The sequence below is a fragment of the Ruegeria sp. H6 genome, assembly GCF_056532975.1.
Window position 1 is genome coordinate 90,626 of record NZ_JBQFOA010000004.1, and the last position, 12,580, is coordinate 103,205.

The following is a 12,580-nucleotide window of genomic DNA, read 5'->3' on the forward strand; positions in this document are numbered from 1 at the left end:
ATGCTGAGTAGCGGGATTGAGTGGCCTTGTCAAAAGACCAAACAGCAAAAACGGCCCATTGGGCCGTTCACAATTCAACTTAGCTGATTTTCGGGAATCACAGGCCCAGTAAATAGCCGCCTGCTGCCAGGGCCAGTGCGGTGGCACCGAAACACAGAAGAACGTCCCAGTTCAATTGGAACAGGAAGCTGAAGCTTTGATATGATTTTTGCAATGCTCTGGTCATCGTACCGGTCCAAACACAAAATTATGCCCGTTTTCTAGCCTTGAAATAAGGCAACATTGCGTCATTGACGTGCCGCAATTGCCTTATTCAGCAGAACAGGTCGTTACTGACCGAAAACAGCATCAGCGACAGGATCAGCGTAATCCCGATGCCCATAAGCACCCGCAACGCTTTGTCACTGGGCGGTTTTCCGGAAACCGCCTCATAGGCATAGAACACCAGATGCCCGCCATCCAACGCCGGAATTGGGAACAGGTTCAAAAGACCAACCGCCGTCGACAAAACCGCGATGAACGTAATGAAGTTCTGCGCCCCTTGGCTGGCCATCGCGCCTGATGTTTCGGCAATCCCAATGGGCCCCGAAATATTGCAGGTACTGATCGCGCCGGTGATCATGTGCCAAATGCCTGACAAGGACCCCTCGATGATCCGCCCGGTCTGGTTCACACCACCCTTGAGCGAATCCCAAAGATCGGCCGGAACGGTCGCTGGTTCCAGCATCATCTGGCCCGCGATACCGATGCGCCAATGGGTGACAAATCCGCCATCGCGCTGCGGCTCATCCGTTCTGCGGGGGGCCAGCGCGAATTCCAGATCCGTACCATCGCGCCACACATTCAGCAGCAGAACCCGCCCGTCCGACGACTCCACATGTTCTTTCAACTGCTCGAACGCAAAGATCGGCTCGCCGTTGATCGCCGTGATCACATCCCCTGACTCTAGGCCAATATCCATGGCTGCGCTTCGGGGTGAGACCTGACGGATCAGCGGCGGAAACAACCAGGGTGCCGGCACATCCAAGGTCTCTCCGTCGCGCAGGACGGTGTAGTCCAGCACAGGCTCTACCGGCAGCGCAGAGGTAAAGTCAGACCATGTCTTGTCATTGTCGACGTCCGGAGTGGTCACCCCCGCCACAGCGATGATTTCGTCGCCCTCCTCAAGCCCCTGAACAGTGTCCGGCAGCGGGTGAAGCGTGCCAACCGTCAACGGCTCACGCGAGACGCCCTGAGACCAGAAAACAAGGCCAAACACCAGAATCGACATGATGAAGTTAAAGACAGGACCGGCGGCAACCGTGGCTGCCCGCGCCCAAAGCGGTGCGCCATGCATCGTGCGGCGCAATTCAGCCGGGCTTTGTTCGGCAATGCTGTCCATCGCCTCTTCGTCCTTGCCCGACGCGGCGTTGGCGTCGCCCAGAAATTTGACGTAGCCCCCAAACGGCAGCAATGCGATCTGCCAGCGGGTCCCGCGCTTGTCCACGCGGCTCCACAAAACCGGGCCGAAACCGATTGAAAAAATCTCGGCATGAATGCCGGACCAGCGCCCCACGATGTAGTGGCCATATTCGTGCACAGCGACAATGACGGACAAGGCGATGACGAAGGCCGCAATCGTGTACAGCAATCCGCCAAACTGTGGAATCAAAGAAAGAATGTCCAATTTATTTCCTGCTCGCTGGTTAACAGCTTTTCGACCAAGTTAAGTGCCAGATGGCCCGTTTGTAGCGCGTTATCAAGGGGCAAAACGGCATCATTAAGGCCGTTTCCGGTTTATTGTGTCATGAACTAAAATAGTAGGTCTGATGACGGGCCTTCGCAGTGGTTTTGTTCACATAGCGCCGGGCGCGTAGAACAGGCCTGCGATCAAAACAAAAAGCGATGCCCCCATCATGCCGTCGAACCGATCCAGAAACCCGCCGTGACCCGGGATGAGGTTCGAGCTGTCCTTGACGCCGAACCGGCGCTTTGTTGCGCTTTCAACGATATCTCCGACCTGGCTCGCCATCGAGGCCAGGACCGAGACGATCACGAACAGAACGCCAAACCCTGCGTAGGCGGCAAAGATCGCACCCACGATTGCAGCCGCAAACCAGCCACCTGCGGTTCCCGACCATGTTTTCTTGGGGCTTACCTTGGGCCAGAACTTGGGTCCACCGACGGCCTTGCCAACAAAGTAGCCTGCCACGTCGGTGGCGACGACCACCGAGATCAGCCAGACCATCCAGCCAAAACCCATGGTTTCGCGGATCGAGATAAACCCAAGGCCCGAGGCCGCGATCCAGAAGGCAAACAGCACGTAGACCCCGCGCTCTTTGCCGATCTGCCCTGCCCCGACAATCGCCGGAGCCAGCAGAACCGGCAGCTTGAAGAGCGGCGGCAAGTGATAGCTTATGACAACAGCCAGCCCGGTCAGCACGGCCAGTTGAATTGCAACGGCCTGTTTTTGTGGAACGATCATTCGAACCAGTTCCCAGGTCATCAGGCCACAGGCAACCGCGATGAACGCCTCGAACCACAAACCGCCAAGCCAGACCTCGATAGCGCCGATGCAGACCAGCACCGCGGCCGAGGCAATGCGTGCCGTCAAGTCAGACCATCGGCCATCCGTCATGCGGGGACGGCCCCAAATCGTCTGTCACGCGCGCCATAGTTCTGGCAAAGATGTTCCAGTTCGGCGGCTGTGAAATCCGGCCACAGAGTATCGACAAATTCATATTCCGAATAGGCAGATTGCCACAAAAGGAAATTGGAAATGCGCGCTTCGCCACTGGTGCGAATGACCAGGTCCGGATCCGGAAGAACACGTGTATCCAGATACTTGGGCAACGTTTCTTCATCCACATCTTCGGGCCGCAACTTACCTGCTGCCACATCACGGGCCAGACGTTTGGTGGCACGGGCTACCTCGTCCCGGCCTCCGTAGTTGAGAGCAACCGTCAGGTGAACCAGATCGTTGCCTTGGGTCTCGCGCTCCAGCATATCCATGAGGTCCGTCAGCTTTTTGTCGAGCCGCACACGATCCCCGATAAAACGCACCCGGATACCGTGTTCCTTCAGCGTCTGGGTTTCCTTGATGATGTAGCGTTTGAACAGGTTCATAAGACCTGCGACCTCGACCTGGGTGCGTTTCCAGTTCTCGGTCGAGAAGGCAAAAACTGTCAGGTACTTGATCCCCAAACGTGGGCAGGCTTCGACCACTTCGCGCACACGCCGCGCTCCGGCGTGGTGGCCAAACAGTCTTGGCCGACCTCGCGCCTGTGCCCAGCGACCATTGCCATCCATGATGATCGCAACGTGTTTAGGGCCTTGCGGTGCCTCTATATGGGGATCCTTGGGCATCCGCCTGCCTCAGACCTGCATGATCTCGGTTTGCTTTGTCTCAAGCGCCTCGTCCACCGCCTTGATCATCTCGTCGGTCAAGTCCTGCACCTCGGATTCCCAAAGCTTTTGGTCATCCTCAGACAATCCATCGGCCTTGCCCTTCTTGATTTGGTCCATCCCATCGCGCCGCACGTTGCGGATCGAAACACGCGCGCTTTCCGCATATTGGCCCGCGACCTTGCCCAACTCACGGCGGCGTTCTTCGTTCAACTCCGGAATCGGCAGCATGATGATCGTGCCGTTCAGCTGCGGATTGATGCCCAACCCGCTTTCACGAATCGCCTTTTCAACCTTTCCGACCAGTGACTTATCCCAGACATTTACAGTCACCATCCGAGGTTCGGGTACGTTCACGGTCCCTACCTGATTGATTGGCGTCATCGAACCATAGGCATCTACCATGACCGGTTCCAACATCGAAGCCGAGGCGCGCCCGGTCCGCAGGGATGCAAACTCGGTCCTGAGATTTGCCATCGCGCCGTCCATGCGCCGCTTCAGATCATCGGTGTCCAGTTCGAAATCGTCAGACATGCTGCTCACTCCCCGTCTTCAGGTGGTATTCCGGTGGGTCATAAGCCATCGGAATTGGGATGTATAGCAATCATGATCAGGAATTGAGGTAAAGACCAGAGGTGTTTGGTTTCTTTACCCGCAAAAACCCAGGCCGGAATTTCTCCTGGCCAGGGTTTCCCCTTGGCGTCAGGCGTTCACGTCCACGACAACGCGACCCTTGACCTGTCCTTTCAGAATATCTGCACCCAGTTGCGGCAGATCCGAGAGCGTGGCGGGGTGCACCATGGCTTCCAGCTTGTCCATCGGCAGGTCCGAGGCGACACGCTTCCATGCACGAACGCGGTTGTCATAGGGCTGCATGACGCTGTCGATGCCCAGCAGGTTCACCCCGCGCAGCAGAAACGGAATGACCGTTGCTGGCAAGGCCGCACCGCCCGCCAGACCCACAGCCGCAACCGAACAGCCGTATTTCATCTGCCCCAGAACCCGCGCCAGCATGTCCCCGCCCACAGCATCCACGCATCCGGCCCATGTTTCACTTTCCAACGGACGTTTGGTGGTTTCGTTCAGCTCCTCACGCGGCACAATGGTCTGCGCGCCCAGAGATTTCAGGTAGTCCCCGGTTTCCGGGCGCCCTGTCACCGCGGCGACCTCGTATCCCAGATTGGCCAGAATGGCGGTAGCAACCGACCCGACGCCGCCAGCGGCGCCGGTTACCAGAACCGGGCCGTGATCAGGTGTCATCCCGTGATCCTCAAGCGCCATGACCGCCAGCATCGCGGTGAAGCCGGCGGTGCCGACCGCCATCGCCTGTTGCGTGCTCAGCCCGTCGGGCAGCGGCACCAACCAGTCCGCCAATGCGTTTGCCTTTTGCGAATAACCACCCCAGTGCGCCTCACCCACGCGCCAGCCAGTCAGCACGACCTTGTCGCCGGGTTGGTAGCGATCATCCGAGGACGCCTCGACCTTACCGGCATAGTCGATCCCGGGAATGTGCGGGTAGTTCCGCACCAGCCCGCCACCCTTGGGCGACAGGCACAGACCGTCCTTGTAGTTCACTGTGGAATACTCGACGGCAACCGTCACGTCGCCATGTGGCAGATCAGCGTCTGACAGCTCTTTGATCGACGCGCTTGCCAAGCCGCTTTCTTCATCTTTTTCAACAAGTAATGATTTGAACATCATGTAATCTCCCATATCCGTCCAAACGGACGTGTTGTTGTTCACCGGCTATCGCCAGAACTTTTCCTGAACCACGGCCCAACGCATTCCGTGTTCGGTCAGAACCTCGATCCGCGTTCCGGCGCCCCAATGCGCCCGGTCAACCATCCCGATCGCGACATTCACACCGAACTCGGGCGAATACGCGGCTGATGCGATCTGCCCCACTTGCGCGCCACCCGCCATCAGCGGCCAGGATCCGGTGCATGGCCCGATCTCACCTTCGATCACAATCGGCCGGATCTGCCGAGGCGGTCCGTTTTCCGCCTGATCCGCCAAAGCAGCCTTGCCAATGAAGTCCAAAGGTGAGTTGCAGAACCGCGCGAGCCCGCATTCATAAGGCGTGTTTTCGCGCCGCATATCCGAGCCGAAACTCAGCAACCCGCTTTCAATTCTTTCGATTCCATTCGGACAACCGGCCCTCACATGCAGGTCGCGCCCATTGGCAAACAGGCTGTCCCAAAGCGGCATGCCATATTCGGACCCTTCGACATAGATTTCGAAGCCGCCCTGTTTGGACCAGCCAGATCGCGCTACGACGAAGGCTTGATCTTCGAACCGTAGGCGTTTGTAACGGAAGAATTTTATGTCACGGACTTCATCACCGAATACCCGCGCCATAAGCTCATCCGCTTTCGGGCCCTGCACGGCGAGTGGCGAGACATCGGGTTCGGAAACGTCAACATCCAGACCAAGCCCGATCGCCAACCCAAGCGCATATTGCCAAAGATCTCCATCCGCGACGGACAGCCAATAGTGATCATCGGCCAGTTTGATCGCCACCGGGTCGTTCAGCATGCCCCCCTGATGATCCACAACGGGGACATAGTAACACTGATCCGCTTGCATTCGGTCCATATCGCGCGGGCTGATCATCTTCATTAGACGTAGCGCGTCCGGCCCCTTGATCTGGACCTGCCGTTCGCAGGACACATCCCAGACCTGCACATGCTGTTTCAGATGCGCGGCATCCGCCTGAACGCTTTCAAACACGGTGGCCAGCAGGGTGTGGTTGTAAACGGTATAGCCCTTAACACCCTCGGCCTCGACGCCCGGTGTAAACGGCGTGGTTCGTACACGGCGGTTCGGAGTTATGAATGCCATTTCAGCGTCCTATTGGCTGATATTCAATTGGATTTAACAGAACCGAATTACTTCGGTCCATGCCAGTCGATCGGGCAAATCTCGGCCGATTTACCGCCAAAGTCCCAGACACGGCCATAGTCACGCACTTTCGATTTCGTGCCGCGCGCCACGATGATGTCCGGCCCCATCCAGTATTTCGAGTTCGAGACCATCACGGGATGCTCAGGTTCCTTGCCCGCCAGCATCTCAATCTCACCCTGGATTTTGCGCCCGATCATGATCCGACGTTTGGTGCCGTCACGTTCGATCTGAACCGGGGCGCGCTCTGCCCCGATGATCTCGCTGACCAGCATGGTGAACAGCCCGGTTGTGCCTCCGGCCTGTCCGCTGAAGATCTGCAGCAGGCCGTTATAGGCCTTGCCGCTGGCACGCTCGTCGACATAGGCGGCGACCTTCCATTGCCCCTCGCCCATACGGCCCGGGATGTCGACCAGAAGACCCACGTTCAGGCCGGACAGATCCTCGCCTTCGTAATGGCCTTCATCGATCACGATACCCATCCAGGCGTGGCAATGCCCCTCGGTCGGAGGGTGCGCGCCAAGCGAAACCACGCAGGGGCAGAACACGTCGCATGAACAGTTCAGGATCAATTCACCTTTGATTGCCCAATCCGTGGGGCTCATGTCCCGTCGTTTGGGATTAGGCATCCGGCTGTCGATGCGTTGGCTGATCGGCAGCTTGTCGGCATCTTGTTTTCTGTTTTTAGCCATAGCATTACCCTCCGTTTATAATGTGATAGCCGAGCAGAAGGAGACCGCCCGCAATCAATGCAAACCCCATTGGGCGCGTCACGCGATGCCCGATTTGGGGTAGTTTCTCCAAGACCATGAACAGCGTCGCCAGGCCCATCCACAGCAGGCTCATCACCCCGCCGACGAAACCAAGGGCCATGAAGCCCCAGCAGCAGCCAACGCAGAACGCACCCAGCCCCAGCCCCATGCGAAACCCGCCACCAAAGCCGGTTTTCCAATGCCCTAGAAAGTAAGTCATCGGGGCGTGGCAAACGCCGTGGCAGACCTCTTTCGTGCGGCTGAACTGAAAGGCGCCGACGATAATCAGCAAACCGCCAGCAAGGTAAGGCGATTTGGCGATGCCCAGCATGTCGACCACGCCGCCAAACAGCAGGACCAGTTGCGCACCGGTGATAACAGCGGCGAATCCAACCCACACGATGAAATAGCCGCTCAGCACACCCAGCCACCCTGCCCGCGTGCCGTCGGCACTGCGGATCAGGTCCTCATAGCTGCGCAATGTTGGAACAAGTGTTGGCAGCATCATCGCGGCCATCATGATCGCCCACATCCAGAACAATGGGCCGAATTCGGCCATGGGCATATACATGTCCATGCGTGGATCCATCGCGGCCATGGCTTGCCCCATGGGCCTGGGCCGGCCGATCCAGTCCAGATCCATATCGCGGCTCATGGTGAACATCATCCACCACGACCACAGGATCGCGGCGTAAAAGCCCAACCACAACGTGCTGCGAAGAACTGCGCGACTCATGCGCTCCTCCCGACTCAGTCCTTGCTTTTCAAATGTCAGACTTTTAAATGTCAGACAAATAAAAAGTCGCGATGAGCCCCTGATTATGAAGATTGACCCGCAAAAGCCTGCCGATCTGTCGGCTCAGATCGCTCAGGCCATTCGCAGTGCCATCGTTTCAGGCGAGCTGAATGTTGGTGAGCGCCTGCCGTCCGAGGCCGAGCTTGCCGATCAATTCCATGTCTCACGCCCGACGGTGCGCGAGGCGCTGAAACGGCTTGCCGCACAATCGCTTATCCGTACGCAGCGCGGGGCGTCAGGTGGTGCATTCGTGAACCGTCTGAACTTTGAGGATGCGTATTCCCAGCAGATCACAACTTCGACCCTGTTGCTGTCGATGAACGCAGTAAGCTTCGATACCGCGTGTGAGGCCAGATACGCGCTGGAACGCGCCTGTGCCGCCCTGTCGGCCCAGCGGCGCACCGCCGATCATCTGGCCACCATGCGGGCCGAGATCTTCCGGCAGGCACAACCCGGTCTGACGGATGAGGCGTTCTGCGCGTCTGACGTGGCATTTCACCGAGCCTTGGTTGACGGTGCGGGAAACCCGGTTTTGTCCTATCAACTCGCCGGCGCGGTCGAGGCAATGCAGCCGCTGATGAACATGATCACCTTCACGGCGCGATCCCGCGAAGCGATTATCGAGCTTCACAGCAAGATCGCGGACGGGCTTGAGACGCAGGATGCCGCGGTAGTCGAGAGCGCCCTGATCGCGCTTGAAGAATACACGCGGCAACTGGCTCGGGATGTTGCAGAGCAGCGCAGAAAGGATACCGGGGCTGTTCAATCTGCCCAGTTGGGCTAGGTTGCGACGGAACACAAGTACACGAGGCCCCGATGGTACCCACCCTGAACGCAATCGCAGCGCTTCTGACGATTGGCTTTGGCCTTTTTGGCTTTCTTGCGCCCGCCTACACCGCCAATGCGCTGGATCTGGCGCCCACGACCAGCAATATGGGCCTCAGCGAGATGCGCGCCTCAGTCGGCGGGCTGTTCGTTGTGACCGGAATTGCGGTTTTGTGGCTGAACAATCCGATGGCCTATGTGATGCTGGGCGTTGTCTATTCCGGCGCTGCCTTGGGTCGTTTTGTATCCCTGGCTCTGGACAATCCGCCCTTTGCCAAAGCCTTGATATTCGGGGGGATTGAGCTGGCTCTGGCCGTTTGGCTGATCGCTGCAAACATTAACAGGACGGCTTAAACCCCTGTGAAAGCTGACTATGCCATCCTGCATTCTCGGTTTGCATCTGTTTGCCGCCTCACCTATATAAGATGTGTCCTTCGGGACTATGGACATAAACGCGCTCGTAATAAGCGGATCGGACCCGGGGGCGGTACCCGGCGGCTCCACCATATACCTTCTGGGGGCATCCTTCGTTTGGGGATCACTTTCAGAATCGGGGGGCCGAAATAGGATCGACGAACGTCTAAAGGGGTTAGCTTTGTCTCGGCTGTCTGCCACCGTTATCGGCGAAACTAGTACAATTGCAAACGACAATCGTGCTCCGGTTGCAGTTGCTGCGTAAGCAGTAACAAGACCGAAATCTAAGCCCTTGCGCCTAGCCGCGTAAGGCGGGGTTCGCAGGTACCTGGCAACAGAAACCTGCATTTTCCCTTAAGACTAAGCTTAATCCGCTTTTTTGCGCGCGTTCAGGGTTTTTTCATTCTTTGGTCCCATGCTGTCAAAGACAGGAAAAAGGAGGGCCGTGATGTCGAACGCAGAATTGCTCAGAAACTGGTATGCGGAAGTCTGGGAAAAGGGCAATACCGATGCCATCGACCAGTTCTTTACCCCTGACACCATGGCCGAAGGGCTGATCCCCGAGATGCAGGTGGGCGCGGATGATTTCCGCGATCTGGTAATGGCCTTCCGTCATATTCTGGGGGATATCAAGGTCGAGCTTCCGAAAATCACCGAAGACGGTGATTGGGTTTCAGCCATCATTCACCTGAAAACAACACGCGCCGACAATGGTGCCCCGCTTGAGGCGACAGGCAGCGTGATCGCCCGCATTCGCGACGGGCAGATGGTAGAGGCCTATAACCAGTTCGACTTTATCTCTTTGTTCGAGCAGTTGGGCCAGTTTCCGCAAGACACGCTGCCGGTTTGCATGACCGGTCAAAGGCTGGATTGGGCCTGACTCAGCACACATGCTTGACCCCTCTGACGCTTGGCCCTAGGCAAAAGCAAAGGGATCAGATTGCGGCGACCGTCTAGGCCCTGGGCTCCGGTTTCGCATGTATCCGACCACACTCGGGAGACATGCGATGCACGCGCCAGCCTTATTCTCAACGGATACGCTTGTGCCTACGCAGCGGATCGTGCGTGGGCCGATCGCCAAACCCTGCCGTATGGGTCGCGTGACCCCCTCTTGGTTCAAAGGGCGATCATGACACCCTCTGCCCGCGACTTGTTCAAAGTGTTTGGCCGCATTGGCCTGTTGTCCTTCGGCGGGCCTGCCGCTCAGATTTCCTTGATGCACCAAGAGCTTGTGGAAAAACGTCCGTGGCTGGACGAACAGACATTCCTGCGTGCGCTTTCCTTGTGCATGCTGCTACCGGGCCCCGAGGCGATGCAACTTGCAACCTACGCAGGGTGGAAACTGCGTGGCGTGGCTGGCGGGCTGATCGCGGGATCGTTGTTCGTCCTACCTGGCGCAGTGGTGATCGCGGTTCTGGTCGGGCTCTACGCCGAGTTTGGCACCCTGCCCCTGGTTCAAGCGGCCTTTTTGGGCGTCAAGGCAACCGTCATCATCATTGTATTGAAGGCGTTGATTGGCCTGTCCGGTAAGGCCCTGACTGAACAAAGCCACCGCGTAATCGCCATCCTGGCCTTTTTGGCCATTTTCACGTTGAACCTGCCCTTTCCGCTAATCATCCTTCTGGCCGGCGTGTGGGGCTACGCGACTTCGCGCGGTAATGCGGAAACGGTCCCCCAGCCCGCGCCCAAGCTGGCCAATCCGATACGCACCGCTGCGATCTGGTTGACGTTGTGGCTGGGGCCATTGGTGATTCTAACCGTTACAGGGCAAACACTGCTCAGCGATCTGGGTTGGTTCTTTGCGCGTCTTGCCGTGGTGACCTTTGGCGGGGCCTATGCAGTGCTGACCTATATGACGCAAACCGTTGTAGGCAGTTACGAATGGATCAGCACCGGTCAGATGATCGACGCGCTTGGTCTTGCGGAAACGACGCCGGGCCCGTTGATTTTGGTGACACAATTCGTCGCCATGCTCAGCGGTCAAATCGCTGGTGGCCCGGCTTTGGCGATTGCCGCTGGTTTGGTTGCGCTGTGGGCAACATTTGTCCCGTGTTTCTTGTGGATATTCCTGGCCGCCCCGTACCTGGATAAAATAGCCGCACGCCCCGCATTGGCCGGAGCGATGCGCGCAATCACCGCCGCGGTGGTTGGCGTGATTCTCAACCTCTCTGTCTGGTTCAGCCTGAATGTCCTGTTCCAGGACACGTCACCAATCAGCTGGGGCCCCATCACCGTTCCTGCGCCAGAACTTGCGACACTGGATGTTTCAGCGGTTGCCTTAACTATTGCCGCGGGGCTGTTGATCTATGGCCTGAAATCCGGTTTAGCCGTATCATTGTCGCTGATGGTTCTGGCGGGAATGGCATTGCACGTAATCTGAACAATCAGGTGCAACCTGCTCTTTCGTTTCCGACCAAATAGCCTATGCTGAGACCAACCACTTTCGAGGAAGACCCATGTCGCAAGGCATTGATTATGGAAACCTGATGCACACCGCGATGCGCGGTTTGATCAAGACCGTTCTGACCGATGTTGCTCAAAACGGCCTGCCCGGCGCGCATCATTTCTTTATCACGTTCGACACGCGGCAAGAGGGCGTCGATATCGCGGATTGGCTGCGTCAGCGCTATCCGGATGAGATGACAATTGTCATGCAGCACTGGTTCGAAAACCTTGAGGTCGGCGACAACGGGTTTTCGATCACCCTGAATTTCGGCGACGCGCCCGAACCTCTGTATATCCCCTACCTCGCGATCAAGACCTTTGTTGATCCGTCGGTCGAGTTCGGGCTGCGGTTCGAAGGCCCAGAGGACGAGGATGAGGCGGATTTCGTGCCCGAAGACGTGCTTGAGGTCGAACCCGAAGAAGAACCCCATCACGATGCAGATGTGGTGTCTTTGGACAGTTTCAGAAAATAGGTCCGATCAGACCGCCAGCCTTTCGGCGGTCATTCCTTTTTCAGGAAGGTTTCAACCGACCTGGATTTGATGCCGTTGCGGAACCGCGAAAAGGACAGATCCAGTCCCCCGTCTGCCAGCGTTCTGTCGAATTGCTGCAGCTCGTACCCGCCATGTGCATCGATGAACAGCGAGAATACGGTCAGGGTATCGCCGTCGATCCGGCCCCAGACAAAGGGTTCACCCTTCATTGGGTCAAGCGGCACTTCGTGACCAAAAACATTGCGCTTCATCGCGGCCGAAAACACGTCCGGCCGGGCGGAGGTCTGGAAATCAACCGAGTATTTCTCAGCCTTGACCCGGCCATCGGCCTTATAGGTTGTTGTTGACCAACTGATATTGAACCCGCCCCGCGTTTCATGGATCGACACGCTCATATCTCTGGGAGTCGAGGTGCCATCTTCATCCACAACACTCGCAGAACCGGTATAGTCGCCAACAAACGGTTCAATGCCCGAGGCCTGCGCCGCGGTCACAAACAGCCAAAGGGCCGCGGCCAGACAAGATGCAAAAGCAAATGCGTGCCTGCCAATGAACGATGTGCGCATCAA

At 57.6% G+C, this 12,580-nt stretch carries 15 protein-coding genes and 1 other RNA gene; 6 read left to right on the forward strand and 10 right to left on the reverse strand.

All coding sequences use genetic code 11. The annotated features are described in order from the left end of the window. Positions 1–97: 97 nt before the first annotated feature. The 9 genes from ACR0AG_RS10015 to ACR0AG_RS10055 form a co-directional block, all read right to left on the reverse strand. Positions 98–226 carry a hypothetical protein gene (locus ACR0AG_RS10015; RefSeq protein ID WP_480838351.1) on the reverse strand — a complete coding sequence of 43 codons (129 nt, stop codon included), beginning with the start codon at positions 224–226 and terminating at the stop codon, positions 98–100. Positions 227–313: 87 nt separating this feature from the next. Next, positions 314–1,666 carry an RIP metalloprotease RseP gene (gene rseP, locus ACR0AG_RS10020; protein WP_480838353.1) on the reverse strand — a complete coding sequence of 451 codons (1,353 nt, stop codon included), beginning with the start codon at positions 1,664–1,666 and terminating at the stop codon, positions 314–316. Positions 1,667–1,834: 168 nt separating this feature from the next. Further along, positions 1,835–2,617, reverse strand: coding sequence for a phosphatidate cytidylyltransferase (locus ACR0AG_RS10025; RefSeq protein WP_480838355.1), 783 nt, complete (start codon positions 2,615–2,617; stop codon positions 1,835–1,837). Beyond that, positions 2,614–3,345 carry an isoprenyl transferase gene (locus ACR0AG_RS10030; protein ID WP_480838357.1) on the reverse strand — a complete coding sequence of 244 codons (732 nt, stop codon included), beginning with the start codon at positions 3,343–3,345 and terminating at the stop codon, positions 2,614–2,616. The genes ACR0AG_RS10025 and ACR0AG_RS10030 overlap by 4 nt, the downstream gene beginning before the upstream one ends. A 9-nt stretch (positions 3,346–3,354) precedes the next feature. Next, entirely contained in the window at positions 3,355–3,918 is a 564-nt protein-coding gene (gene frr, locus ACR0AG_RS10035) for a ribosome recycling factor (protein WP_480838359.1), read from the reverse strand. A 168-nt stretch (positions 3,919–4,086) separates the two neighbouring features. Further along, positions 4,087–5,082, reverse strand: coding sequence for an acryloyl-CoA reductase (gene acuI / locus ACR0AG_RS10040; protein WP_480838361.1), 996 nt, complete (start codon positions 5,080–5,082; stop codon positions 4,087–4,089). 48 nt (positions 5,083–5,130) lie between these two features. Next, positions 5,131–6,225 (reverse strand): dimethylsulfoniopropionate demethylase, encoded by a 1,095-nt coding sequence (locus tag ACR0AG_RS10045; protein ID WP_480838363.1) that lies wholly within the window; start codon positions 6,223–6,225, stop codon positions 5,131–5,133. Between the two features lie 47 nt (positions 6,226–6,272). Further along, positions 6,273–6,977 carry a DUF1326 domain-containing protein gene (locus ACR0AG_RS10050; protein WP_480838365.1) on the reverse strand — a complete coding sequence of 235 codons (705 nt, stop codon included), beginning with the start codon at positions 6,975–6,977 and terminating at the stop codon, positions 6,273–6,275. 4 nt (positions 6,978–6,981) lie between these two features. Further along, a complete protein-coding gene (locus ACR0AG_RS10055; protein WP_480838367.1) occupies positions 6,982–7,773 on the reverse strand; it encodes a DUF2182 domain-containing protein in 792 nt (263 codons plus the stop codon). An 85-nt stretch (positions 7,774–7,858) separates the two neighbouring features. Between ACR0AG_RS10055 and ACR0AG_RS10060 the strand changes: the two genes are divergently transcribed. From ACR0AG_RS10060 to ACR0AG_RS10085, 6 genes are all read left to right on the forward strand, one after another. Further along, entirely contained in the window at positions 7,859–8,617 is a 759-nt protein-coding gene (locus ACR0AG_RS10060) for a FadR/GntR family transcriptional regulator (RefSeq protein WP_480838369.1), read from the forward strand. Positions 8,618–8,649: 32 nt separating this feature from the next. After that, positions 8,650–9,012 carry a DUF4345 family protein gene (locus ACR0AG_RS10065; RefSeq protein ID WP_480838371.1) on the forward strand — a complete coding sequence of 121 codons (363 nt, stop codon included), beginning with the start codon at positions 8,650–8,652 and terminating at the stop codon, positions 9,010–9,012. A gap of 36 nt (positions 9,013–9,048) precedes the next feature. Continuing rightward, positions 9,049–9,421, forward strand: a transfer-messenger RNA (tmRNA) gene (gene ssrA / locus ACR0AG_RS10070). Between the two features lie 99 nt (positions 9,422–9,520). Continuing rightward, positions 9,521–9,952 (forward strand): ester cyclase, encoded by a 432-nt coding sequence (locus tag ACR0AG_RS10075; RefSeq protein WP_480838373.1) that lies wholly within the window; start codon positions 9,521–9,523, stop codon positions 9,950–9,952. Between the two features lie 249 nt (positions 9,953–10,201). Continuing rightward, positions 10,202–11,452: a chromate efflux transporter gene (chrA, locus tag ACR0AG_RS10080; protein ID WP_480838375.1), complete on the forward strand. Its 1,251-nt coding sequence runs from the start codon at positions 10,202–10,204 to the stop codon at positions 11,450–11,452. Between the two features lie 76 nt (positions 11,453–11,528). Further along, positions 11,529–11,990 (forward strand): SspB family protein, encoded by a 462-nt coding sequence (locus ACR0AG_RS10085; protein WP_480838377.1) that lies wholly within the window; start codon positions 11,529–11,531, stop codon positions 11,988–11,990. Between the two features lie 29 nt (positions 11,991–12,019). Here ACR0AG_RS10085 and ACR0AG_RS10090 read toward each other — a convergent pair whose 3' ends face one another. Next, complete coding sequence (locus ACR0AG_RS10090) at positions 12,020–12,577, reverse strand: hypothetical protein (protein ID WP_480838379.1); 558 nt, start codon at positions 12,575–12,577, stop codon at positions 12,020–12,022. Positions 12,578–12,580 lie beyond the last annotated feature (3 nt).

Excerpts from the sequence above, each read along its gene's own strand:
- ACR0AG_RS10015 (WP_480838351.1), bottom strand. The coding sequence starts at position 226 with ATGACCAGAGCATTGCAAAAATCATATCAAAGCTTCAGCTTCCTGTTC.
- ACR0AG_RS10025 (WP_480838355.1), bottom strand. The coding sequence starts at position 2,617 with ATGACGGATGGCCGATGGTCTGACTTGACGGCACGCATTGCCTCGGCC.
- ACR0AG_RS10030 (WP_480838357.1), bottom strand. The coding sequence starts at position 3,345 with ATGCCCAAGGATCCCCATATAGAGGCACCGCAAGGCCCTAAACACGTT.
- frr (WP_480838359.1), bottom strand. The coding sequence starts at position 3,918 with ATGTCTGACGATTTCGAACTGGACACCGATGATCTGAAGCGGCGCATG.
- acuI (WP_480838361.1), bottom strand. The coding sequence starts at position 5,082 with ATGTTCAAATCATTACTTGTTGAAAAAGATGAAGAAAGCGGCTTGGCA.
- ACR0AG_RS10045 (WP_480838363.1), bottom strand. The coding sequence starts at position 6,225 with ATGGCATTCATAACTCCGAACCGCCGTGTACGAACCACGCCGTTTACA.
- ACR0AG_RS10050 (WP_480838365.1), bottom strand. The coding sequence starts at position 6,977 with ATGGCTAAAAACAGAAAACAAGATGCCGACAAGCTGCCGATCAGCCAA.
- ACR0AG_RS10055 (WP_480838367.1), bottom strand. The coding sequence starts at position 7,773 with ATGAGTCGCGCAGTTCTTCGCAGCACGTTGTGGTTGGGCTTTTACGCC.
- ACR0AG_RS10060 (WP_480838369.1), top strand. The coding sequence starts at position 7,859 with ATGAAGATTGACCCGCAAAAGCCTGCCGATCTGTCGGCTCAGATCGCT.
- ACR0AG_RS10065 (WP_480838371.1), top strand. The coding sequence starts at position 8,650 with ATGGTACCCACCCTGAACGCAATCGCAGCGCTTCTGACGATTGGCTTT.
- ACR0AG_RS10075 (WP_480838373.1), top strand. The coding sequence starts at position 9,521 with ATGTCGAACGCAGAATTGCTCAGAAACTGGTATGCGGAAGTCTGGGAA.
- chrA (WP_480838375.1), top strand. The coding sequence starts at position 10,202 with ATGACACCCTCTGCCCGCGACTTGTTCAAAGTGTTTGGCCGCATTGGC.
- ACR0AG_RS10085 (WP_480838377.1), top strand. The coding sequence starts at position 11,529 with ATGTCGCAAGGCATTGATTATGGAAACCTGATGCACACCGCGATGCGC.
- ACR0AG_RS10090 (WP_480838379.1), bottom strand. The coding sequence starts at position 12,577 with ATGCGCACATCGTTCATTGGCAGGCACGCATTTGCTTTTGCATCTTGT.